This is a genomic window from Parviterribacter kavangonensis (assembly GCF_056863335.1).
Genome location: NZ_JBXPJA010000001.1, coordinates 511,280 through 532,914 on the forward strand (window position 1 = coordinate 511,280; position 21,635 = coordinate 532,914).

A 21,635-nucleotide genomic window follows, 5' to 3' on the forward strand; every position below is an offset into this window, starting at 1 on the left:
GAAGGAGGAGCGATGGAAGGGATCGAGGCGGTCGCCGCGGCCGGCTGGGGCGCGGCGCTGGCCTGCGTCGTCGTGACGCTGCTGATGCTGCGACGGCGGGCCGAGCTGATCGCCCGCGCGTGCCACGAGCTCGCCGGGCCGTTGAACGCGGCCGGTCTCGCTCTGCACACGGCGACGCGCGAGGTGGCGGCGCCTCGTCTTGCCGCCGTGGACCTCGAGCTGCGCCGGGCGGGACGGGCGCTCGAGGACCTCGACGCCGCACGGGCCGGACGCCGCGCGCGCGATCGCCACGCGACCGTCGACGTCGGCTGCCTGCTCGCGCAGCAGGCGCTCGCGTGGCAGCCCTTCGCGCGCGCGAACGGCTGCGAGCTGCGCGTCGCCGCCCCGTCGGGGCTCGTCGTCACCGGCGACCCGGTGCGGATCGCGCAGGCGGTCGGGAACCTGCTCGCCAACGCGATCGAGCACGGCGGAGGCCGCATCGCCCTGCGCGCAGAACGGGCGGCCGGCGGCGTGCGGATCGAGGTGACCGACGAAGGCGCCGGCCTCGACCGCGTGACCTTCAAGCCGAACGGCCGCCGCGGCCGCGGCCTGACCATCGCCACCGAGATCGCCGAGCGCCATGGCGGCCGCCTCACCGCCGTGCCGTCGGCGAAAGGGGCGCGCGTGGTGATCGACCTCCCGGCCGCTCCGCCGAGGACGGCGGTCGCCGCGGCCGCGGCGCCCGAGACGCCGCTCTCCGCCGCCTGATGCGGAGCTCTCGCCGCCGGGCCTTCGCGCTCGCCGGGCTCTCGCTCCTCCTCGGCGGCCTCGCCGCCAGCGACGTCGCGGGCCGGGAGGCCGCGATCGACGCGCGGATCGGGGATCCGGTCTCCGTCGTCGTCGCACGGGCGCCGATCGACGCCGGCTCGGTCATCCGGCGCGGCGACCTGACGACACGCGCCGTGCCGGAGCGGTTCGCTCCACACGGGGCCTTCGCAGATCCCCGCCAAGTCGCCGGCCAGCGCTCGGCCGCCTCGATCGCGGCGGGCGCGGACGTGACGGCGGCGGCTCTCGAGGATCCGGCGGCCGAGCCCGTCGGCGCGCCGGTCGAACGCGGAGAGCGAATCGCGGAGGTGCTCGCCACCGGCGCTCCCGAGCTCGTCGTCGCCGGCGCTCGGGTCGACGTGCTCGTCAGCCGCGACGACCGGCCGGGCGTTCCCGCGGGAACGCGTCTGGCGCTCGAGGACGTCGAGGTCCTGCAGGCGCGGGCGGCTCCGCCGACGGACGCGGGCAGCCAGCGCGTGCGCGCGTCGCTGCGCGTGACGCTGCGCCAGGCGGTCTACCTCGCCGCCGCGCAGGGGTTCGCGAGCGAGATCCGGCTGCTGGTGCGGCCGGCCGGGGAGGTGGGTCGATCGTCCACCACACGCTGAGGTCACCTCAAGAAGCGCGCACCGGCGCCGAAACCCCAAAGCGACCCCATGACTGCGCGCGTGCTCAAGATCAGCTCCCTTGCGGCGGTGGCCATCCTCGGTCTCGCCGGCAGCGCCGATGCCGCCACCAAGAAGGCGAAGGCGTCGACGCTCTACCCGACCGTCACCAAGGTGACCCCGATGAAGGTGGGCGTCGGCGATCCGCTGACGATCACCGGCAAGAACTTCCTCGCGGGCAAGTTCCGCAACACCGTCGTGTTCAAGCGCGACGGCAAGCGTGCGGTCTTCGCGAAGGCGTCGACGGCGACGAAGACGAAGCTCACCGTCACCGTGCCGGACAAGCTCAAGCCGTGGATGGCGAAGGCCGCCGACGGCCGGACCATCGCGACGCGCTTCCGGATCCGCATCCTCGCGCGCCGCTTCGGCAAGACGTACACCAAGACCTCGAGGTCGCCGCTCATCGATCCCGAGGCGCTCAACCCGCTCGGCGGGTCGAACAACCCGACCGCCCCCGGTGGCCCGACCGCTCCCGCGGACTGCGACGCCGACGGCCAGGCCGACACGGTCGACGCCGACGACGACAACGACAAGCTGCTCGACACGACCGAGGCCGCCATCGGCACGGACCCGTGCAAGGCCGACACGGACGGCGATCAGATCAGCGACGCCTACGAGTACAAGTCGGCCGTCGATCTGAACCAGCGCTCGTGTCAGGCGGCGGAGTACCCGACGCCGTGCGCGGCCGCCCTGCCGTACCCGAGCAAGCGCCCGTACCCGAACCCGCTCGACGCGAAGGACGCCAGCGTCGACTTCGACGGCGACTGGCTGACGACGCTGGAGGAGTACACGGCGACCGTGAAGCACGGTCCCTACGACCTCGCGCAGCCGCTCTGGTACAGCGCCGGCCTCAAGTCCAGCCAGGACAGCAACCCGGCCGACGGCTGCCGCGGCCTCACCGCTCCGGCTCCGTTCGACGGCAACGGCGCGCGCCCCGAGTTCCTCTACAACGGCGTCTACCCGGACGTCACGACCGCTGCCTACCAGCACTACACGCTCGACAACATGGGCCAGTCCGCGCACGACGGCTGCCTCAACGACGGCGAGCGCGACGAGGACGGCGACTTCCTCAACAACTGGACCGAGGCGTACGAGTCGCTGTCCAAGCCGGAGTACTGGAACTCCCGCTTCGAGGAGCCGCTCTTCTGGGTCATCTACGCGGGCACCGACTGGCTGAACGCCGACTCCGACGGTGACGGCGTGGTCGACGGCCTGGACGACCAGGACCACGACGACTTCCTCAACGTCGAGGAGATGACCGACCTGCGCATCTTCCAGGCGCGCACGAAGGACGACCTCGACACCGGCCATCGCGAGGGCCTGTGGGTCGATCCCTTCAACCCCTGCCTCCCGGCGATCAAGTCGCGCACCTGCCCCGACGCGATCCCGCTGGATGGCGAGGAGGTCTGGCGGCCGTTCAAGCTGCCGAACGCCGAGAAGCCGCCGCTGCCGCGCTGGCCGCTGTACGAGCAGGCGCTCTACGGCAACGAGGTCTGGAACGGCGGCAGCCTCGGCATCAGCCAGTCGTACCCGCCGCAGCACCCGCTGCCGCGCTAGCTCCGTCCCGGAAACACGGAACGCCGTCCAGAGGGGCGAGGCCGACAGGTCTCGCCCCTCTTGCGTTCATGGACCCGATGGAAGCGCTGGCCGCCTCGCTGCGCGAGCGGCTGCTCGCGGAGCCCTCCGGAGCCGGCGACGACGTGCGGGAGCGCATCCGGGCGCTCGTGGAGCGCGAGGCGGGGATGCTCGACGAGCCCGCCCGCGACGAGCTGGCGCGGCGCGTCGAGGAGCGGTCGTTCGGCCTGGGGCCGCTCGAGCCGCTGATGGCCGATCCGTCGGTCGACGAGATCATGGTGAGCGGACCCGGGCGAGTGTGGGTGGAGCGTGGCGGCGCGCTCGAGGAGACCGGTGTCGCGTTCGCCGGGGAGGACGCGCTGCGGCACGCAATCGAACGGATCCTCGCGCCGTTGGGACGCCGCGTCGACGAGGCCGAGCCGCTCTGCGACGCCCGCCTCGCCGACGGCTCCCGCGTGCACGTCGTGATCCCGCCGCTCGCGCTCGACGGTCCCGCCTTGACGATCCGCCGGTTCCGGCGGCGCGGGCTGTCGCCGGCCGACCTCGTCGCGAACGGGTCGTGGACGGCGGAGCTGTCGGCCCTGCTCGCCGCCGCCGTGAGCGGCCGGATGAGCATCTTGGTGAGTGGTGCGACCGGGTCCGGCAAGACGACCACGCTGAACGCGCTGTCGGCGTTCATCGGCGAGCGCGAGCGCATCGTCACCATTGAGGACGCCGCCGAGTTGCGCCTGCAGCAGCCCCACGTCGTCCGCCTCGAGGCCCGCCCGGCGTCGCTCGAGGGCCGCGGCGGCGTGACGATCCGCCAGCTCGTCCGCGCCGCCCTGCGGATGCGCCCCGACCGCATCGTCGTCGGCGAGGTCCGCGGCCCGGAGGCGCTCGACATGCTCGCCGCGATGTCGACCGGCCACGACGGGTCGCTTTCGACGGTCCACGCCGGATCACCCGCGGAGGCGCTGCGTCGCGTCGAGACCCTCGCGCTGATGGCCGGACTCGGCCTCCCGCACCGCGCGGTCCGCGAGCAGGTCGCCGGAGCACTCGACCTCGTCGTCCACCAGGCCCGCTGCGGCGACGGCCGCCGCCGCGTCGTCAGCGTCGCCGAGGTCGTCGAGGAACGGGGAGAACCGATCGCCCACGAGGTCTTCGCGTGGCGAGATGGCCACCCCCGCTGGAGAACCCCGCGCCCCGGAGGCGCCCTCGCCCGCGCCCTCTCCGGGCGAGAGTCGTCGCCGCCGTCACCCCGCAGGACTCCGCGGCCTCCCGGATCTTCTCCGGCACCGTGAGCGCGGCGACCCTCGCCGCGTTCTTCGCCGGCGTCTGTGCGGTCCTCGCGGCGTGGGAGGCGGTCGCGTTCGTCGAGGGCGGCGCGGCGGTTCGCTTGATGTCGCGGTGGCTCGCGCCGTTGCGGAGCGGGCGCGAGCCGACGGCAGTCGAGCGCCGGCGGCTGGCGATCGTCGGAGCCGCGACCGCGGCCGCGTGCGGCTGGCTCATCGGAGGGCTGGCGATCGGCCTGCTCTTCGCCACGGGCGCGCCGCTCGCCGTCCGGCAGGCGCTCACCTGGAGGCGGTCGCGGCGGCGTGCCGATCTCGAAGCCGGCGCGCCTGCGGCTGCGCGAGCCCTGGCCGACGCGCTCGCGGGCGGGCACGCGATCCGCGGCGCGATGGCGGAGGCCGCGCGGACCGGCGGCGTCCCCGGGGAGGCCGGCCACGAGCTTCGCAGGGCGGTCGCGGCGCTCGAGCTCGGCGAGCGCACGACCGACGTCCTCAAGTCCCTTCGCCGCCGGGCCGCGAGCCGCTCCTGGGACGCGCTCGTCGCCGCCATCGGGCTGCAACGCGAAGCCGGCGGCGACCTCGCCGGACTCCTGCGCGACCTCGCCGGCCGCCTCGAAGCGGCCCGGCGCGCCGAGGGCGAAGCCCGCGCGCTCACCGCTCAGGCCCGCTTCACGGCCTGGCTCGTCGCGGCACTCCCCGCCGGAGGCGCGCTCCTCGCCGAGGCCGCCGCCCCCGGCTTCCTCGCCCACCTCCTCACCGAACCCCTCAGCGCCGGCCTCCTCGCCGCCTCCGCCGTCCTCCAGGCCATCGCCCTCGTCGCCATCCGGCGGATCGCGCGGTGAAGGCGTCGGCCGCACCTCGCGGGTGCCATCCGGAGGATCGCCGGAACAGGTCTTCGGCCGGGGCTGGCGGAGAGGCGCGATGAGCGCCGGCGTCGTGCTCGCCGCTCTTGCGGGGGTCTTCGCCGCGGCCGCGATCGTCGAGCTCGCGGAGACGGGGCGGAGGGTGCGCGAGAGCGGTGATGCCGCCGTGGGGCGGCGTGGGTGGTGGCCTCTCGTTGCCGAGGGTGCGCTGGCACTCGGGCGGCGGTTGGGGGCTCCGGCTCCGTCGCGGGATCTCGCCGCGCGGCTCGAGGCGGCGGGAGCGCCTCTCGGGTTGCGGCCGCAGGACGTCGTGGCGATGCAGCTTGGGATGGCGGTGGCGGCCGGGCTGCTCGCGGTTCCGGTGAGTGGGGTGGTGCCGGGGCGGCTCGGCGTCGTGGCGCTCGTCGGCGCGCCCGTCGCGGGGTTCCTTCTGCCGGACCTCGCGCTGCGGCGGGCCGCTCGGCGGCGCGGGGAGGCGATGCGCGACGACCTCGCGGACGTCGCCGACCTGCTGCGGGTCGCGGTCGCGGCGGGGTTGCCGACGACGCGCGCGCTCGCGGAGGTGGGGCGGCGGCATCCCGGCCTGCTCGCGCAGGAGCTCGGGCGGACGGCCGATCGCGTCGCACTCGGAGAGCCGAGGGCCGAGGCGCTCGCCGCGCTGAGACGACGTGTGCCGATCGGCGGCGTCGCCGCGCTGACCGCGGCGGTCGAGCGCGCCGACCGACACGGTGCGCCGCTGGCGCCGGCCCTCGAGGCCCTCGCGGAGGACGCGCGCGCCGACCACACGCGCCGGACCCGCGAGCGGGCCGCGAAGGCAGCGCCGCAGATCCAGCTCGTGGTCGCGCTCCTGCTGGTGCCTGCGGTGCTCCTCCTCGTCGCGGCAGGGCTCCTCGCCGCGTTGGCCCGGTGAAGAGGCCGCGCCGCTTACTTCACCCCGACGACGACCTTCCAGCGGCTGACGTCTCCCTGGCGGCGGGAGCCGGAGGAGACGGTGGTGAGGTGGTCCATCGCCGAGATGACCGGCTTGGCTTCGGGGTCGTTGGCGAGGCCGAGGCCCTTGAGGAGCTGGGCGACCGGCGGGACGTCGAGGAGGAAGCCGGGTTCGAGGCCGGAGCCGAGGCGCTCCTGCGCGTCCTTGTACGCGGCGGAGTCCTTGAGGGCGCCCGAGGGCGAGGCCGCGCCTTCCAGCCCGGCGTCGCCGACGGCGAGGACGAACCGGTCGTCGGCGAGCCCGACGTGGATCGGGACGGGGACCTGCGACGACCGCAGCGTGAACCCGCGGACGCCGCTGCGCGACAGCGCCGCGACGCGCACGTCGCGGGCGGCGCCGCGGACCAACCGCACCAGCTTGGGGATCGCGCGGCGCGTCGCCGCCGGATCCTTCGACTCGACCACGAGGGCGCCGCCGATGTTCGCGAGCGACGAGCCGCGGACGAAGATCGCGCCGTCGCCCATCCAGTCGATGAGGTCGCGGCGCAGGTTCAGGCCCGTCTGCCGCTCGATCTGCGACAGCATCTGATCGGCGTCGACGCCCGCGAACGCCCCGAGCTGCCCTATCTGCTGCAGCGACCGGTCGATCTGCGCGCCGATGTCCGCCGTGCCGGCCGCCAGCCACGCGTCGCCCGCGACCGAGGGGAGGACCGAGCCAGGTCCCGACCCGGCGTCCTCGGACCGGACGCCCAGGGAAGCCCCGTCGACGTCGATCTGGTCCTCGTCGCCGCCGAGCGACAGCGCCAGCGTCTCGCCGAGCCCGCCCAGCAGCGGCTGGACCGCGGCGCCCTGCGGCCCCAGCCCCGACAGCAGCGTCGACACGCGCACGTACGCGAACCCGAGCCCCTTCTCGTCGGGCACCTGGTCGCGCGCCTGCTTGAACGCGTCGACGTCGGACAGCTTCTCGCCGCCCTTCGACACGTCGATCGCCGCGCGGACGCCCGCGTCGGTGCCGAACAGCGCGGTGTCGTCCACGAACGCAAGCGCCGTGTCCTCGCCCTGCGACAGCTCGTAGTCCACGTCGCGGTACGTCTTCTTTACGACCTTCGGCGCCGGCTTGCCCTTGTCAGCCGTCCGCAGCGCCTTCGACAGCGTCTCCCGCGCCTTGTCCACGTCCTTGGTGGGAGCGATCACCGCCGCGTCGGCATCCGCGCTCGAAGACGACGAGGAACCGGCGGCCGACAGACCCGACGCCCGGATGTTCGTGACGAAGAGCCCCACTTCGTCCCCCAGCCACGGCTTGACGTCCTCCTCGTACGAGAAGTCCGGGTCCTCGTCGCGGACGCCCTTCTCGAACGCCTCCTGCAGCGCCTTGCCCGGATCGTCGACTCCGGCGAGCTTCTGCGACAGGGCCTTGACGTCGTCCGCCAGCTCCCCGTCGGGCTTCAGCGTGGCCTCGACGTAGACGGGCGCCCGCGCCGGAGCGAGCGAGGCGGGATCGGTGTCGGCCGACTCGCTCGACCCGCTGCCGCATCCGGCGGCGACGAGGGCGAGAGCGGCCGCCGTGGCGGCGAGTGGGGTGGTGAAACGCATCCGTGTGTTCATGAGGCACCGCGGACCGTACTCGCAAGCGCGGTTGCAACGTTCCGTCCGACGGGGTCTCCCACCTCGCCCCACCCAGTGTTCATCGGCGATTTCGCCTCACTCAGAGGACGAGAGCATCGGCCATGTGGAGGATCGTGTGCAATCGGGGTTGCCAGGTGGGGGAGAGTGGGGTAGCTTGCCGACTGCGGATCGGGGTGGAGGGGCTCCTCCCACTCCTCCACCTCGATCCGTTCCCCCTTCAGCAGGACCCACCCCGTGGCCTCCTTCCGCGGCACCTTCGACTACACCCTCGATGCCAAGAACCGCCTCACCGTCCCGGCCAAGTTCCGGGCGGCGCTGGCCGAGGGGGTCGTGATGGTCAAAGGGACGGATCCCTGCGTCGCCCTCTGGGTGCCGGACTCCTACGACGAGTTCACCGAGTCGATCCTCAGCACGTACCACCCCTTCTCCGAGGAGCGCGAGAAGCTCGAGCGCTTCTACGCCTCCAACTCCCACGACACGGAGCTCGACAGCGCCGGGCGCGTCGGGTTCCCGCCGTTCCTCCTGCAGCACGCCGGCCTCAAGAAGGAGGTCGTCGTGACCGGGGCCCGCAACCGCATCGAGGTCTGGGACCGCGATCGGTGGGCCTCGATGAACGACCAGCTCGTCACCGATGTCCGCGAGATCAGGGCCCGCGTGAGCCATGCTGCTTCTTGACATGACGGCCGCCCACATCCCCGTGCTGGCGGGTGAGCTCATCGACGTCACCCAGCCGGGTCGCGGCGAGACCGCCGTCGACTGCACCTTCGGCGCCGGCGGGCACGCGCGCGTGGTCGCCGAGCGGATCGGCCCGGAGGGGACGCTCATCGCGATCGACCGCGACCCGGTCGCCGAGGAGCGCTTCGCCGAGCTCGCCGCCGAGGTCCACTGCCACACCCGCTTCCTGCGGGCCGGGTTCGCCGAGGGGCTCGAGCAGCTCCGCGCCGAGCGCGTCAACGCGGACCTCGTCTACATGGACCTCGGGATGTCGTCGATGCAGGTCGACACGCTCGAGCGCGGCTTCTCCTACGTCTACGACGCGCCGCTCGACATGCGGATGGATCCCGAGCAGGAGCTGTCGGCCCACGAGGTCATCAACACGTTCGACGAGCGCGACCTCGCGCGCGCGTTCCGCGAGCTCGGCGAGGAGCGCTACGCGAACCAGATCGCGCGTGCGATCGCGCGGGAGCGCGGCGAGCACGAGATCACGACGACCCAGCAGCTGGTGGACGTCATCACCAACGCGATCCCGACCCGCGCGCGCTTCGGCGGCGGCCATCCCGCCAAGCGCACGTTCCAAGCCGTCCGGATCGTGGTGAACGATGAGCTCGGCCAGTTGGAGCGCGCCTTGCCCACCGCCTGGGACATCCTCCGCCCGAACGGACGTCTCGCCGGCATCTCCTTCCACTCGTTGGAGGACCGCCGCGTGAAGCGTTTCCTCGCCGATCGTGCACGCGGGTGCGTCTGCCCGCCCGAGCTGCCGGTCTGCGTGTGCGGCCACGAGCCGGAGGCGGAGCTGCTGACGCGTGGGGGCATCGTCCCCACGCCCGAGGAGATCGCGGGGAACCCGCGAGCGAAGTCCGCGCGCCTGCGGGCGGCAAGGAAGCTGGAGGTCACGTCATGAGCGCCGGTGTCGGCGAAGCCCGAGTCCACCGCCCGCGCGTCCAGCGCTCGCCGGCGCCGCGCGTCCCGCGCCGCGTCAGCGGCCCGGCGCGCACCACGCGCCCGCGCACGGCGCCGCCGCGCACCGCCCGCGCGCAGGCCGTCGCGCTGCCCGCGCCCGGTCCCATCGCGATCCCGCGCATCCTCGACGCGGTCAAGCGCCTGCCCGAGGCGCGCTGGCTCGACCGTCTCCTGCGCGGCCAGACGTGGGTGGCGATGATCGGCGTCGCGCTGATCGGCATCGTCGCGCTGCAGGTCTCGCTCCTGAAGATGAACGCGGGCATCGGCGCGTCGGTCGAGAAGAGCACGACGCTCGAGCGGCAGAACGCGGACCTCCGCGCCTCGGTCTCCCAGCTCTCCAGCGAGGAGCGCATCCAGCAGGAGGCCGCGAAGATGGGCCTCGTCATGCCGCCCGCCGGCGACGTCCGGTACCTCCGGGCGCGCGGGGCGGAGGACGCCCGCAAGGCCGCGAAGGTCATGCGCGCGCCGGATCCGGTCGATCCGACCGTGGTGGCCGCCGCCACGACGACGACGGGCACCGCGGCGGCGGGCACCGCGACGACGACGCCGACCGCGACGACGACCGCGGAGCCGGCGACCACGGCGACGCCCGCGGCCTCCACCACGGCGGAGCCGACCGCGACCACGACCGCGACGCCGGCCGCCACGACGACGCCGGCGCAGCCGACGACCACGGCCACGCCGGCGGCCACCACGCAGCAGCAGCAGACCGCGCCGACCGGCGCGACCGCCGCCCCCGCCGGAGCGACCACCCAGCCGTGAACCTCATCCAGAAGCGCATCGGCCTGCTGTCCGGCGTCTTCTGCGTCCTCCTCGTCGTCGCCGCCACCCGCGCGACGTACCTCGGCGTGATCAAGAACGGGTCGCTGTCGCAGGCGGCCGCGACGCAGCAGGCCGCCGACGTCCACGTGCCCGCCCGCCGCGGCGCGATCCTCGACCGCCGCGGGGTGCAGCTCGCGGTCGCCGAGCCCGCCGACGACGTCTCCGTGACCCCGTACCTCGTGCGCCAGCCGGCGAAGGCGGCGGCGCAGCTCTCGCCGCTGCTCGGCGTCAGCGAGGGCGACCTGCTCGCCAAGATGGCCGACCGCGAGAGCGGCTTCGCGTACCTCGCCCGCGCGCTGCCCTCATCGAAGGCGCGCCAGGTCGAGAAGCTCAAGATCCCCGGGCTTACGCTGACGCCCTCGAGCCGCCGCGAGTACCCGCGCGAGTGGCTGGCCTCGCAGCTGCTCGGCACCGTCGGCATCGACGGCAAGGGCCTGTCGGGGATCGAGTACTCCGAGGACCACCTGCTGCGCGGCGCCGACGGCGTGCGCCGCATCGTGCGCGACGCGCTCGGCCAGCCGATCGAGGTACGCGATCCGCAGCCGGCGCGCGCCGGCGAGGCGCTGAAGCTGACGATCGACGCGGCGATCCAGGACAAGGTCGAGGAGGTACTCGCCCAGACCGGCGCGACCTTCCGCCCGAAGGGCGCGACCGCCGTCGTCATGGACCCGCGCAGCAACGAGGTCCTCGCGCTGGCGAACTGGCCGCGGGTCGACGCCAACAACGTCGGCGAGATGCCCGACTACGCCAAGCAGAACCGCGCGGTCGGCTTCAACTACGAGCCTGGCTCGACGTTCAAGGCGTTCACCGTCGCGGGCGCGCTCGAGGACGGGAAGGTCACGCCGGACACGATGTTCGACCTGCCGCCGCAGATCCAGGTGGCGGACCGGACGATCGGCGAGTCGCACGCGCGCGGCTACGTGACGCTGTCGACCGCGGACATCCTCGCCCAGTCGAGCAACGTCGGCGCGATCAAGATCGGCCAGCGCCTCGGAGCGCGGGAGTTCGACCGCTGGGTCCGCCGCTTCGGGTTCGGCAAGCCGACCGGGGTCGACCTGCCGGGCGAGGAGGCCGGCCAGGTGCTGCCACTCGACAAGTACTCCGGCTCCTCGATGGGCAACCTGCCGATCGGCCAGGGCATCAGCGTCACGCCGATGCAGATGGCGACGGCGTACGCCGCGATCGCCAACGGCGGCATCCTGCGTCCCGCGCGGGTCGTCAAGGAGGTCGGCGGCACGCCGACGCCCCAGCCGAGGGGCCGCCGCGTGATCTCGACCGCGACCGCCGCGTCGCTGCGCGACATGCTCAAGGGCGTCCTCGCGCCCGGCGGCACGGCGACCGAGGCGAAGGTCCCCGGCTACGAGCTCGCGGGCAAGACCGGCACCGCGAACAAGGTCGACGAGAAGACGGGCCTGTACTCGGAGAGCCGGTACATCGCGTCGTTCGTCGGCTTCGCGCCGGCCGACAACCCGAAGCTGCTGGTCGCGGTCATGGTCGACGAGCCGCAGGGCGAGATCTTCGGCGGCCAGGTCGCCGCCCCGGCGTTCCAGAAGATCACCTCGTTCGCGCTGAACTACCTCCGGATCCCGCCGGAGTAGACCCCGCAGTAGTCTCGACGCGATGCTCCTCGGGGACGTCCTCGGCCTCCCGGACGCGCCGCCCGTCGAGATCGAAGGACTCGCCTACGACAACCGGCGCGTCGAGCCCGGCACCCTCTTCTTCTGCGTGCCCGGCTTCACGCGGGACGGCCACGACTTCGCGCCGGACGCGGTGCAGCGCGGTGCCGCGGCGCTCGTCGTCGCGCGGCCGCTCGGGCTCGGCGTGCCCGAGGTCCTCGTCGACGACGTCCGCGCCGCGATGGCGCCCGCCGCCGCGCGGCTGGCGGGGGAGCCGACCAAGCGGCTGAAGATGGTCGGCGTCACCGGCACGAACGGCAAGACGACGACGTGCTTCATGGTCCGGTCGCTGCTGGAGGCGGGCGGGATCCGGACCGGGCTGCTCGGCACGGTCACGTCCTTCGTGGGCGGCGAGGAGCGGGCGACCGTCCGCACCACGCCGGAGGCGATCGACCTGCAGTGCACGTTCGCCGAGATGGTCGGGCGCGGCGATCAGGCGTGCGCGATGGAGGTCTCGAGCCACGCGCTCGAGCTCGGTCGCGCGGACGCGATCGACTGGGACGTCGCGGTCTTCACGAACCTCACGCAGGACCACCTCGACTTCCACGAGACGATGGAGGCGTACTTCCAGGCGAAGCGGCGCCTGTTCGCGACGGGGCCGCGGGTGATGGTGATCAACCGCGACGACGCGTACGGGCGGCGGCTGCTCGATGAGTGGGGTGGGCGGGATGGCGTCATCTCGTACGGCCTCGAGGACGCGGAGAACCTGCAGATCGACTACGCCGGCTCGCGCTTCCGGCTCGGCGGCGTCGAGCTGAGCACCCCGCACCCCGGCGCCTTCAACGTCCTCAACGGGCTGGCGGCGATCCACGTCGCCCGCGCGCTCGGCGTCGGCGACGACGTGATCGCCGCGGCGCTGCCGGAGATCGGCCGCGTGCCCGGACGTTTCGAGCCCGTCGACGAGGGCCAGGACTTCGCGGTCATCGTGGACTACAGCCACACCCCCGACTCGCTCGACAACGTCCTGCGCGCCGCGCGCGGGCTCGCCGATGGCGGGCGCGTGCTGTGCGTCTTCGGCGCCGGCGGCGACCGCGACCGCGCGAAGCGGCCGATCATGGGCCGTATCGCCGGCGAGCTCGCCGACCTGGCGATCGTCACCAGCGACAACCCGCGGTCCGAGGACCCGGAGGCGATCATCGACGAGATCGCCGCCGGGATGCGCGCGGACGCCGTGCGGATCACCGACCGCCGTGCCGCGATCGAGCACGCGATCGCCGCCGCCCGCCCCGGCGACGTCGTGGTCATCGCGGGCAAGGGACATGAGCAGGGCCAAGAGCTGGCGGACGGCGTGAAGGTGCCGTTCGACGACGTCGCCGTCGCCCGCGAGGCGCTGCGGAGCGTGGCCCATGCGTGAGTGGAAGCGCGCGGTCATCGACTCGCGCGAGGCGGGTCCGGGCGATCTCTTCGTCGGCCTCGTCGGCGAGAACGTCGACGGCGGCCGGTTCGCCGCGCAGGCGCTCGAGCAGGGCGCGTGGGGCGTGCTCGTCAAGCCCGAGCACGAGGCTGCGCTGCGCGACCTCCCCGGCGAGGTCCTCGTCGCCGACGACCCGCTCCGCGCCCTGCAGGACTTCGCGACGTCGTGGCGCCGCGAGCTCGGCGCGCAGGTGATCGGCGTCACCGGCTCCACCGGCAAGACGTCGACGAAGGACCTCATCGCCGCGATGTGCGGGCAGGCGAAGGCGACCGTGGCGACGCGCGCGAACTTCAACACCGAGATCGGGCTGCCGCTCACGATCCTCGAGGCGCCGCCCGGCACGGAGGTGCTCGTCCTCGAGATGGCGATGCGCGGACACGGGCAGATCGCCGAGCTCGGCCGGATCGCCGAGCAGGACGTCGCCGTCATCACGAACGTCGGCCCGGTGCACCTCGAGCAGATGGGCTCGCTGGAGGCGATCGCCGCCGAGAAGGCCGCGATCCTCGACGCGCTCAAGCCGGGCGCGACGGCGATCGTGCCGCGCGACGAGCCGCTCCTCGAACCGCACCTGCGTGACGACCTGGAGGTCGTCACGTTCGGCCCCGGCGACGACCTCGGCGACCTCGAGATCGGCTTCACGAGCGCGCACATGCGCCTCAACGCGGCCGCCGCGCTGGCCGCAGCGCGCGCCGTCGGCGTCGAGCCGCACGGCCGCGTCGAGGTCACGCTGAGCGCCCTGCGTGGGGAGCGGATCGTGCTCCCCGGCGACGTGACCATCGTCAACGACTGCTACAACGCCAACCCGATGTCGATGAGGGCCGCCCTCGACGACCTGGTCGCCGCGGCCCCCGGCCGTCGCGTCGCCGTGCTCGGCGACATGCTCGAGCTCGGGCCCGGCGAGCAGCGCTTCCACCGCGAGATCGGCGAGCACGCCCGTGCCCGCGGCGTCGACCTGCTCGTGACCGTCGGCCCGCGCGCCGCGGCTATGGACGGCGATCAGGCGGTCGGCAACGCCGCCGAGGCCGCCGCGCTGCTGCCCGAGCTGATCGAGCCCGGCGACACGGTGCTGGTGAAGGGCTCGCGCGGCGTGGGCCTCGAGGTCGTGGCCGAGACGCTGCAGGCCGAGCGGGCGGAGGCGTAGCGCGTGGGCGAGATCCTCATCGGCGGCACCGCCGCGCTGCTCATCTGCATCTTCCTGAGCCCGAAGTTCATCTCGTTCCTGCAGCTGAACCAGTTCGGCCAGCACATCCGCGAGGAGGGGCCGGAGGGCCATCACTCCAAGGCAGGGACGCCGACGATGGGCGGGATCATCATCTTCCTCGCGATCTCGGTCCCGTTCCTGCTCCTCAGCGACTACGACTGGCGCGCGGTCGGGGTGTACGGGGCGGCGATGGCGTGCGCGCTGCTGGGCTTCGCCGACGACTACACGAAGATCGTCCGCCGCCGGTCGCTCGGCCTGCGCGCACGGACGAAGCTCGGGATCACGATCGCGATCTCCGTCGGGCTGTGGTGGGTCGCCACCCGCCAGGCCGACCTCGCGGAGACGCTGCGCTTCCGGGTCGTCGACTACCAGCTCGACCTGAGCCTGCTCGGCGGCATCCCGTACCTGCTGCTCATCTACCTCGTGGTCGCCGGCACGACGAGCGCGGTGAACCTGACCGACGGCCTGGACGGGCTGGCGGCGGGCTGCGCCGCGATCGTCCTGCTCGCCTACATCGGGATCACGTACATCACGCCCGGCCAGACCGACCTGTCGCTGCTGGCCGGCTGCGTCGTCGGCGCGTGCATCGGGTTCCTCTGGTTCAACGCGTTCCCGGCGACGATCTTCATGGGGGACACGGGGTCGCTGGGGCTCGGCGGCGCGATCGCGGGCCTGGCGATCATGACGAAGACCGAGGTGCTGCTGATCCTGCTCGGCGGGATCTTCGTGGTCGAGGCGCTCAGCGTCCTCATCCAGGTCTTCAGCTTCCAGACCTTCCGCAAGCGCGTGTTCCTGATGGCCCCGATCCACCACCACTTCGAGCTGATGGCGTGGTCGGAGACGAAGATCATCCTGCGCTTCTGGATCGTCGCGGCGATCTGCAGCGCGATCGGGTTCACGCTGTACCAGCAGCTCATCAAGTGAGCGCGCCGCGGCCCTCGCTGCCGGAGGGGCCGTACCTCGTCGTCGGCCTCGCGCGGTCCGGCGTCGCCGCGATCGAGGCACTGCGTGCGCGCGGGTTCGACGTGATCGGCGTCGACAGCGGCACGCCGCCGGTGGAGCTCGAGGGCGTGCACCTCGGCGTCGACGGGGTGGAGCTGCTCGATGGCGTCCGGACCGTCGTCAAGTCGCCGGGCGTGCCGCGCAGCGCGGCGGTCGTCGAGGCGGCGCTGGCGCGCGGGCTGACCGTGCTGGGCGAGCTGGAGCTGGCCTGGCGCATGCTCCCGAACCGCTTCGTCGCGGTGACGGGGACGAACGGCAAGACGACGACGGCCGAGCTGCTCGGGCACGTGCTCGGCGACCGCGCGGTGGTGGCGGGCAACGTCGGCACGGCGCTCTCGTCCCTGCGTGTTCCGGCGGAGACGCTGGTGGTCGCCGAGGCGTCGTCGTTCCAGCTGGAGGACACCTTGGAGTTCGCGCCCGACGTCGGCGCGCTCATCAACCTCACGAGCGACCACCTCGATCGCCACGGCACGGTCGAGGCGTACCGCGCGGCGAAGCTCGAGATGTTCGTCCGACAGACGCCCGACCAGGTGGCGGTGCTGCCCGACGGGTTCGAGGCGCCGGGCGAGGGGCGGCGGGTGCGCTTCGGCGGCGCGCCGACCGCGGACCTGCGGCTGCACGAGGGCGCGCTGTGGTGGCACGGGGAGCGGCTGATGGCGGTGTCCGACCTGCGCATCCGCGGGCTGCACAACGTCCAGAACGCGATGGTCGCGGCGGCGTGCGCGCTGTCGGTCGGCGTCGACCCCGTGGCGGGGCTCTCGACGTTCGCCGGCGTCCCGCACCGGATGGAGGAGTTGGGGACGTTCGACGGCGTCCTCTACGTCAACGACTCGAAGGCGACGAACGTCGAGTCGACGCTCGTGGCGCTGCGCTCGTTCCCGTCCGGAGTGAGGCTCATCCTGGGCGGCCGTGGCAAAGGTCAGGACTTCAGCCCACTGGCCGGCGAGGTCGCCGCGCGCTGCGCCTCCGTGCACCTCATCGGCGACGACGGGCCCGTCATCGGGGCGGCCGTCGGGGGCGGGTTCGAGGACGGCGACCTCGAGCGCGCGGTCGATCACGCGCGCCGGCTCGCGCTGCCCGGCGACGTCGTCCTGCTGTCGCCCGCGTGCGCCTCGTTCGACCAGTTCAAGGACTTCGAGGCGCGGGGGGACGCGTTCAAGGAGATCGTCCGCAGGATCACGGGCTGAGGCCGAACGCCACCTTCTCCCGCAGGGCGGAGGGGATGGTCTCCGGGTGTCGAAGGGAGCCGGGTGAGCCGCCGCCGCCGGCCGCCCGCGAAGAAGCGGGCACAACCCCTCGAACACCAGATCCTCCTGACCGCGACCCTCTGCCTGCTGGCGGCGGGCGCCGTGATGGTCTACTCGGCCTCGAGCGCCCGCACGCTGCTCGAGGGCCAGGGCGACGGCACCGCGTATCTCGTCAAGTACGCGATGTACGGGACGCTCGGGTTCATCGCGATGCAGGTCGTCGCGCGGCAGTCGCTCGACCGGATCCGCTCGTTCACGCCGACGCTGCTCGGCGTCGCCTTCGTCCTGCTGCTGCTCGTGAAGATCCCCGGCATCGGCGTGAGCGTGAACGGCGCGCGGCGCTGGCTCGGCGCCGGGCCGCTGACGTTCCAGCCGTCGGAGATCATGAAGCTGGCGCTGGTGCTCTACACGGCGCACCTGCTCGCCGACCGGCCGAAGCTCGTGCTGTCGCTGCGGACGATCGTCAGCCCGTTGCTGTTCGTCGTCGGCGGCGCCTGCCTGCTCATCGCCTCGCAACCGGACCTCGGCACGGCGCTCGTCTGCGGCTTCACGATGGGCGCGCTGCTCGTCGCGGCCGGGATGCCCGGACGGCTGCTCGCGCAGGTCGGCGGCACGGCCGCGGGGCTCGTCGCGATCTTCGCGGTGCTCGAGCCCTACCGGCGCGAGCGCCTGACGATGTTCCTCGACCCGTGGAAGGACGCGGGCGACGCCGGGTTCCAGGCGGTGCAGGGCCAGATCGCGCTCGGCTCCGGCGGGTTCTTCGGCCGCGGCCTCGGCGAGTCGGTCCAGAAGATCTTCTACCTCCCCGAGGCCCACACCGACTTCATCCTCGCGGTCATCGGCGAGGAGCTGGGCGTCGTCGGCATCATCGGCCTGCTCTTCCTCTACGGGCTGATCGCGTACGCCGGCCTGCGGACCGCGCGGCGGGCGCGCGGCGCCTACGCGCAGCTGGTCGCCACGGGCATCACGTCGCTCATCGTGTGCCAGGCGCTGCTGAACGTCTTCGCCGTCCTCGGCCTCGCGCCGCTGACCGGCGTGCCGCTGCCGTTCATCTCGTCGGGCTCGTCCTCGCTGATCGTGCTGCTCTGCGGCATGGGCCTGCTGCTGAACGTCGCCTCGGGCGGCAGGAGCATCGTCCGGCCCGTACCCTCCCGCGGCGATGCGCGTGGTGATCGCAGCCGGGGGAACGGCGGGGCACGTCGTCCCCGCGCTGGCGGTGGCCGGCGCGCTGCGGGCTGAGGGCGCCGAGGTCGTCTTCGTCGGGGGCGAGCGGGCGGAGGCCGAGCTCGTCCCGCAGGCCGGCTTCGAGCTGCGTCCGATCAGGGTGCGCGGGCTCTCTCGGACGAACGCGGTGGCCGCGGCGGGCGCCGCCGTGCTGGCGGTGCGTGCGACCGCGGCGGCGAGGCGGATCCTGCGCGAGGAGCGCGCGGACGTCGTGATGGGCGGCGGCGGGTACGTCGCCGGGCCGGTCGGTGCGGCGGCCGTGGCGCTGCGCCGCCCGCTCGTGCTGACCGAGGCCGACAGCCACCTCGGGATCGCCAACCGGCTGCTCGCGCGGTTCGCCAAGCGAGTCTGCCTGGCGTTCCCGATCGAGGGGCGCACCGGCGGCAAGTACCTCGTCACCGGGCGGCCGGTGCCGGCGCCGGCGACGGACCGCGCGGCCGCGCGGGCGCGCTTCGGGCTGGCTCCCGATGAGCAGTGCGTGCTCGTCTTCGGCGGGTCGCTCGGCGCCCGGACGATCAACGAGGCGGCGATCGAGGCGTTCGCCGGCGCGCCGTACCGGGTGCTGCACGCGGCGGGGCGGCGCGACTACGACGGCCTGCTCCCGCGCGTGCCGGACGGCGGGCGCTACGACCTGCATCCGTACATCGACCGCTTCGGCGAGGCGCTGCTGGCCTGCGACCTCTGCGTCGCGCGCGCGGGCGGTTCGGTCTTCGAGGTCGCCGCCGCGGGGAAGCCGGCGATCCTCGTCCCGTACCCGCACGCGGCCGCCGACCACCAGACCGGCAACGCGCTGTGGATGGAGCGCGCGGGGGCCGCGATCGTGATCGCCGACGGCGACCTGACCGCCGAGCGGTTGCGCACCGAGGTTGACACGCTGCTGGGTGATCGTGAGAGGCTGGCGTCCATGGCCGCTGCGTCGCAGTCGCTCGCCCGCCCGGACGCCGCCGAGGCGATCGCCGCGGAGGTTCGCGGGGCGGCGCGCACGTGAGCCTCTGGGGGCGGGTCTTCGCCGCGGGCTACGACCGCTTCATGGCCGGCACCGAGAAGGCCGGGCTGCACGACAAGCGCCGGGCGCTGCTCGCGCAGGCGAAGGGCCGCGTCATCGAGATCGGCGCCGGGACCGGCGCGAACCTCGACGTCTACGGGCCCGGCGTGACCGAGCTCGTCCTGACCGAGCCGGAGGAGCCGATGGCCCGCCGGCTGCGCACCAAGGCGGCCTCGTCGGCGCGCGTCGTCGAGGCCCCGGCGGACGCGCTGCCGTTCCCCGACGACAGCTTCGACACCGCGGTCTGCACGCTCGTCCTCTGCACCGTCCCCGACCAGGGCGCCGCGCTGCGCGAGATCGCGCGCGTGCTGGTGCCGGGCGGGCAGCTGCTCTTCCTCGAGCACGTCCGCTCGCACGAGCCGAAGAGCGCGAAGTGGCAGGACCGACTGACGCCGCTGCAGAAGCGCTTCGGCCACGGCTGCCACCCCAACCGTGACACCGCCGCGCAGATCGCCGCGGCCGGCTTCACCGTCGACGAGCTCGAGGAGGGCGAGCTGCCGAAGGCCCCCGCCTTCGTCCGCCCGATGATCCACGGCGTCGCCGTCGCGCCCGAGCGCCGCGCGGCCGCCGCCGTCGCGTGAGCGACGACCCTCCGGTTCTCGTCTTCGCCAGCGCCGCCGAGTGGGAGGCGTGGCTCGACGCCCACCACGCCGACCACCCCGAGGGCGTCTGGCTGCGGATCGCCAAGAAGGGGTCGGGGCAGACGTCCGTCTCCTCGCGCGAGGCGCTGGAGGCGGCGCTGTGCTTCGGCTGGATCGACGGGAAGGTCCAGCGGATCGACGACGCCTGGTTCCGCCGGCGGTGGCTGCCGCGGCGCCCGCGCAGCGTCTGGTCGAAGATCAACCGCGCGAGCGCCGAGAGGCTGATCGCCGCCGGGCGGATGCGGCCGGCCGGCCTCGCGGAGGTCGAGCGGGCCAAGGCCGACGGTCGCTGGGACGCGGCGTACGACGCGCCCGCCACGGCGACCGTGCCCGACGACCTCCAACGCGCGCTCGACGCCAGCCCACGCGCGAGCGAGGCGTTCGCGTCGCTCGACGGGCGGAACCGCTACGCGATCCTCCACCGCGTCCAGACCGCCAAGCGGCCCGAGACCCGCGAGCGGCGGATCGCCACCTTCGTCGCGATGCTCGAGCGCGGCGAGCGGCTGCACCAGTAGGCGACCACCGCCGCGGGCGCTTCTAGGGTCTCTCCCCGATGTCGTGGACCGACCGCCGTCTGCACTTCGTCGGGATCGCCGGCGCCGGGCTCAGCGCCTACGCGATCGCCGCGCGGGCGCTCGGCGCGACCGTCACCGGCTCGGATGCGGGCGAGTCGCCCTACTTGACGCGCGTGCGCGAGGCGGGGATCGAGCCGGCGATCGGCCACGACGCGGCGAACGTCCCGGCCGGCGACGACGTCGAGCTGGTCGTCTCGACCGCGATCCCGGCCGGCAACCCCGAGGTCGTCGTGGCGCGCGAGCGCGGCCTGCGCGTCATGGCCCGCGCGGAGTTCCTCGCCGAGCTGACGCGCGAGAAGCGGACGATCGCCGTCTCGGGCGCGCACGGGAAGACGACCACGACGTCGATGCTCGCCCACGCGCTGCTCACCTGCGGCCTCGATCCCGCGTACCTGATCGGCGGCACGCTGCGGACGACCGGCACGAACGCGGCGTGGGGGAACGGCGACTGGCTCGTCGTCGAGGCCGACGAGTCCGACCGGTCCTTCCTCGCGCTCGACACCGACGTGGCGGTCGTCACGAACGTCGAGCTCGATCACCACACCACCTACGGCTCGAAGGCCGACCTCGAGAGCGCCTTCCGCGAGTTCCTCGCCGGCGCCCCGGCCGCCGTCCTGCCGGAGGACGACGCCGCCGTCCGCCGCCTCAGAGAAGAACGGGAAGAAGGGGGACAGTCCCTTCACGTTGGGGGACAGTCCCTTCATGTTGGGGGACAGACCCTTCATGGAACGGTGCTCTTCGGGGCCTGGACCGGGCCGGAGCTGGCGGTGCCGGGCGAGCACAACCGGCGCAACGCGTCGGCGGCGCTGGAGGCGGCGGTGCTGGCGGGGGCGGACCGGGAGGAGGCGGCGCGGGCGCTCGCGACGTTCGGCGGGGCCGGACGGCGGTTCGAGGTCCTGGGGACGCACGCGAGCGGCGCTCGGGTCGTCGACGACTACGCGCACCACCCGACCGAGGTGGCGGCGACGATCGCGGCCGCGCGCGATCCGCGGCCTCGCCGGGTCGTCGCGCTCTTCCAGCCGCACCTCTTCAGTCGCACGCAGCACCTCGCGCAGGAGTTCGGGGCCGCGCTGGCGCAAGCCGACGTCATCGGCGTGCTGGACGTCTACCCGGCGCGCGAGCGCGCGGAGGACTTCCCCGGCGTGTCCGGCCTGCTCATCGCCGAGCACGCCGCCGACGCCGCGCACGGCCGGCCGGTTCACTGGCTGCCGAGCTTCGACGACGCCGCCCGGGCCGCCGACCGCTTCTTGAAGCCAGGCGATATCTGCCTCGTGATGGGGGCGGGGAACGTCGATGCGCTCGGGCGCCGGTTGGCGGCCGGCGCTCCGTAACACCGCAGGAACGCGGGCGCCGGCGTCGAAGTCCCGACCCGGATGCGCC

At 73.7% G+C, this 21,635-nt stretch carries 20 protein-coding genes; 19 read left to right on the plus strand and 1 reads right to left on the minus strand.

All coding sequences use genetic code 11. The features are described from left to right. The first annotated feature begins 12 nt into the window (after window positions 1-12). The 6 genes from AC1UE4_RS02490 (at window position 13) to AC1UE4_RS02515 (ending at window position 6,082) form a co-directional block, all read left to right on the plus strand. Entirely contained in the window at window positions 13-747 is a 735-nt protein-coding gene (locus AC1UE4_RS02490; RefSeq protein ID WP_482915639.1) for a sensor histidine kinase, read from the plus strand. Continuing rightward, entirely contained in the window at window positions 747-1,409 is a 663-nt protein-coding gene (locus AC1UE4_RS02495) for an SAF domain-containing protein (protein WP_482915640.1), read from the plus strand. Before AC1UE4_RS02490 ends, AC1UE4_RS02495 begins: the two co-directional genes overlap by 1 nt. A 48-nt stretch (window positions 1,410-1,457) precedes the next feature. Further along, a complete protein-coding gene (locus AC1UE4_RS02500; RefSeq protein ID WP_482915641.1) occupies window positions 1,458-3,023 on the plus strand; it encodes a hypothetical protein in 1,566 nt (521 codons plus the stop codon). 77 nt (window positions 3,024-3,100) lie between these two features. After that, the gene (locus tag AC1UE4_RS02505) at window positions 3,101-4,321 is read left to right on the plus strand and encodes a TadA family conjugal transfer-associated ATPase (RefSeq protein ID WP_482915642.1); all 1,221 of its coding nucleotides are present in this window, start codon (window positions 3,101-3,103) and stop codon (window positions 4,319-4,321) included. Beyond that, window positions 4,318-5,151 (plus strand): type II secretion system F family protein, encoded by an 834-nt coding sequence (locus AC1UE4_RS02510; protein WP_482915643.1) that lies wholly within the window; start codon window positions 4,318-4,320, stop codon window positions 5,149-5,151. The genes AC1UE4_RS02505 and AC1UE4_RS02510 overlap by 4 nt, the downstream gene beginning before the upstream one ends. A 79-nt stretch (window positions 5,152-5,230) precedes the next feature. Next, the gene (locus AC1UE4_RS02515; RefSeq protein ID WP_482915644.1) at window positions 5,231-6,082 is read left to right on the plus strand and encodes a type II secretion system F family protein; all 852 of its coding nucleotides are present in this window, start codon (window positions 5,231-5,233) and stop codon (window positions 6,080-6,082) included. 14 nt (window positions 6,083-6,096) lie between these two features. On the opposite strand, the gene AC1UE4_RS02520 is transcribed toward AC1UE4_RS02515, so the two are convergent. After that, window positions 6,097-7,707 (minus strand): DUF3352 domain-containing protein, encoded by a 1,611-nt coding sequence (locus tag AC1UE4_RS02520; RefSeq protein WP_482915645.1) that lies wholly within the window; start codon window positions 7,705-7,707, stop codon window positions 6,097-6,099. Window positions 7,708-7,962: 255 nt separating this feature from the next. On the opposite strand from AC1UE4_RS02520, the gene mraZ reads away from it, so the two are divergent. The 13 genes from mraZ to murC all read left to right on the plus strand — a co-directional run bounded on the left by mraZ (window position 7,963) and on the right by murC (window position 21,586). Next, window positions 7,963-8,403, plus strand: a complete 441-nt coding sequence (mraZ, locus tag AC1UE4_RS02525) for a division/cell wall cluster transcriptional repressor MraZ (protein ID WP_482915646.1) — start codon at window positions 7,963-7,965, stop codon at window positions 8,401-8,403. A 1-nt stretch (window position 8,404) separates the two neighbouring features. Continuing rightward, window positions 8,405-9,349: a 16S rRNA (cytosine(1402)-N(4))-methyltransferase RsmH gene (gene rsmH, locus AC1UE4_RS02530; RefSeq protein ID WP_482915647.1), complete on the plus strand. Its 945-nt coding sequence runs from the start codon at window positions 8,405-8,407 to the stop codon at window positions 9,347-9,349. Beyond that, window positions 9,346-10,170 carry a hypothetical protein gene (locus tag AC1UE4_RS02535; RefSeq protein WP_482915648.1) on the plus strand — a complete coding sequence of 275 codons (825 nt, stop codon included), beginning with the start codon at window positions 9,346-9,348 and terminating at the stop codon, window positions 10,168-10,170. Before rsmH ends, AC1UE4_RS02535 begins: the two co-directional genes overlap by 4 nt. Continuing rightward, window positions 10,167-11,828, plus strand: a complete 1,662-nt coding sequence (locus AC1UE4_RS02540; protein WP_482915649.1) for a peptidoglycan D,D-transpeptidase FtsI family protein — start codon at window positions 10,167-10,169, stop codon at window positions 11,826-11,828. The genes AC1UE4_RS02535 and AC1UE4_RS02540 overlap by 4 nt, the downstream gene beginning before the upstream one ends. 22 nt (window positions 11,829-11,850) lie before the next feature. Further along, window positions 11,851-13,260, plus strand: a complete 1,410-nt coding sequence (locus AC1UE4_RS02545) for a UDP-N-acetylmuramoyl-L-alanyl-D-glutamate--2,6-diaminopimelate ligase (RefSeq protein WP_482915650.1) — start codon at window positions 11,851-11,853, stop codon at window positions 13,258-13,260. Next, window positions 13,253-14,461, plus strand: a complete 1,209-nt coding sequence (locus tag AC1UE4_RS02550; RefSeq protein WP_482915651.1) for a UDP-N-acetylmuramoyl-tripeptide--D-alanyl-D-alanine ligase — start codon at window positions 13,253-13,255, stop codon at window positions 14,459-14,461. The genes AC1UE4_RS02545 and AC1UE4_RS02550 overlap by 8 nt, the downstream gene beginning before the upstream one ends. A 3-nt stretch (window positions 14,462-14,464) precedes the next feature. Continuing rightward, window positions 14,465-15,445 carry a phospho-N-acetylmuramoyl-pentapeptide-transferase gene (mraY, locus tag AC1UE4_RS02555; RefSeq protein WP_482915652.1) on the plus strand — a complete coding sequence of 327 codons (981 nt, stop codon included), beginning with the start codon at window positions 14,465-14,467 and terminating at the stop codon, window positions 15,443-15,445. Next, the gene (murD, locus tag AC1UE4_RS02560; RefSeq protein ID WP_482915653.1) at window positions 15,442-16,710 is read left to right on the plus strand and encodes a UDP-N-acetylmuramoyl-L-alanine--D-glutamate ligase; all 1,269 of its coding nucleotides are present in this window, start codon (window positions 15,442-15,444) and stop codon (window positions 16,708-16,710) included. Before mraY ends, murD begins: the two co-directional genes overlap by 4 nt. Window positions 16,711-16,773: 63 nt before the next feature. Next, a complete protein-coding gene (ftsW, locus tag AC1UE4_RS02565) occupies window positions 16,774-18,009 on the plus strand; it encodes a putative lipid II flippase FtsW (RefSeq protein WP_482915654.1) in 1,236 nt (411 codons plus the stop codon). Then, window positions 17,930-18,982, plus strand: coding sequence for an undecaprenyldiphospho-muramoylpentapeptide beta-N-acetylglucosaminyltransferase (gene murG, locus AC1UE4_RS02570; RefSeq protein WP_482915655.1), 1,053 nt, complete (start codon window positions 17,930-17,932; stop codon window positions 18,980-18,982). The genes ftsW and murG overlap by 80 nt, the downstream gene beginning before the upstream one ends. Further along, window positions 18,979-19,620, plus strand: a complete 642-nt coding sequence (locus tag AC1UE4_RS02575) for a class I SAM-dependent methyltransferase (RefSeq protein ID WP_482915656.1) — start codon at window positions 18,979-18,981, stop codon at window positions 19,618-19,620. The genes murG and AC1UE4_RS02575 overlap by 4 nt, the downstream gene beginning before the upstream one ends. Further along, window positions 19,617-20,195 carry a YdeI/OmpD-associated family protein gene (locus AC1UE4_RS02580; protein WP_482915657.1) on the plus strand — a complete coding sequence of 193 codons (579 nt, stop codon included), beginning with the start codon at window positions 19,617-19,619 and terminating at the stop codon, window positions 20,193-20,195. Before AC1UE4_RS02575 ends, AC1UE4_RS02580 begins: the two co-directional genes overlap by 4 nt. A gap of 38 nt (window positions 20,196-20,233) precedes the next feature. Then, window positions 20,234-21,586: a UDP-N-acetylmuramate--L-alanine ligase gene (gene murC, locus AC1UE4_RS02585; RefSeq protein ID WP_482915658.1), complete on the plus strand. Its 1,353-nt coding sequence runs from the start codon at window positions 20,234-20,236 to the stop codon at window positions 21,584-21,586. The last annotated feature ends 49 nt before the right edge of the window (window positions 21,587-21,635 follow it).

Excerpts from the sequence above, each read along its gene's own strand:
- AC1UE4_RS02490 (WP_482915639.1), top strand. The coding sequence starts at position 13 with ATGGAAGGGATCGAGGCGGTCGCCGCGGCCGGCTGGGGCGCGGCGCTG.
- AC1UE4_RS02505 (WP_482915642.1), top strand. The coding sequence starts at position 3,101 with ATGGAAGCGCTGGCCGCCTCGCTGCGCGAGCGGCTGCTCGCGGAGCCC.
- rsmH (WP_482915647.1), top strand. The coding sequence starts at position 8,405 with ATGACGGCCGCCCACATCCCCGTGCTGGCGGGTGAGCTCATCGACGTC.
- AC1UE4_RS02495 (WP_482915640.1), top strand. The coding sequence starts at position 747 with ATGCGGAGCTCTCGCCGCCGGGCCTTCGCGCTCGCCGGGCTCTCGCTC.
- AC1UE4_RS02500 (WP_482915641.1), top strand. The coding sequence starts at position 1,458 with ATGACTGCGCGCGTGCTCAAGATCAGCTCCCTTGCGGCGGTGGCCATC.
- AC1UE4_RS02545 (WP_482915650.1), top strand. The coding sequence starts at position 11,851 with ATGCTCCTCGGGGACGTCCTCGGCCTCCCGGACGCGCCGCCCGTCGAG.
- AC1UE4_RS02550 (WP_482915651.1), top strand. The coding sequence starts at position 13,253 with ATGCGTGAGTGGAAGCGCGCGGTCATCGACTCGCGCGAGGCGGGTCCG.
- AC1UE4_RS02515 (WP_482915644.1), top strand. The coding sequence starts at position 5,231 with ATGAGCGCCGGCGTCGTGCTCGCCGCTCTTGCGGGGGTCTTCGCCGCG.
- AC1UE4_RS02520 (WP_482915645.1), bottom strand. The coding sequence starts at position 7,707 with ATGAACACACGGATGCGTTTCACCACCCCACTCGCCGCCACGGCGGCC.
- AC1UE4_RS02535 (WP_482915648.1), top strand. The coding sequence starts at position 9,346 with ATGAGCGCCGGTGTCGGCGAAGCCCGAGTCCACCGCCCGCGCGTCCAG.
- murG (WP_482915655.1), top strand. The coding sequence starts at position 17,930 with ATGCGCGTGGTGATCGCAGCCGGGGGAACGGCGGGGCACGTCGTCCCC.
- murC (WP_482915658.1), top strand. The coding sequence starts at position 20,234 with ATGTCGTGGACCGACCGCCGTCTGCACTTCGTCGGGATCGCCGGCGCC.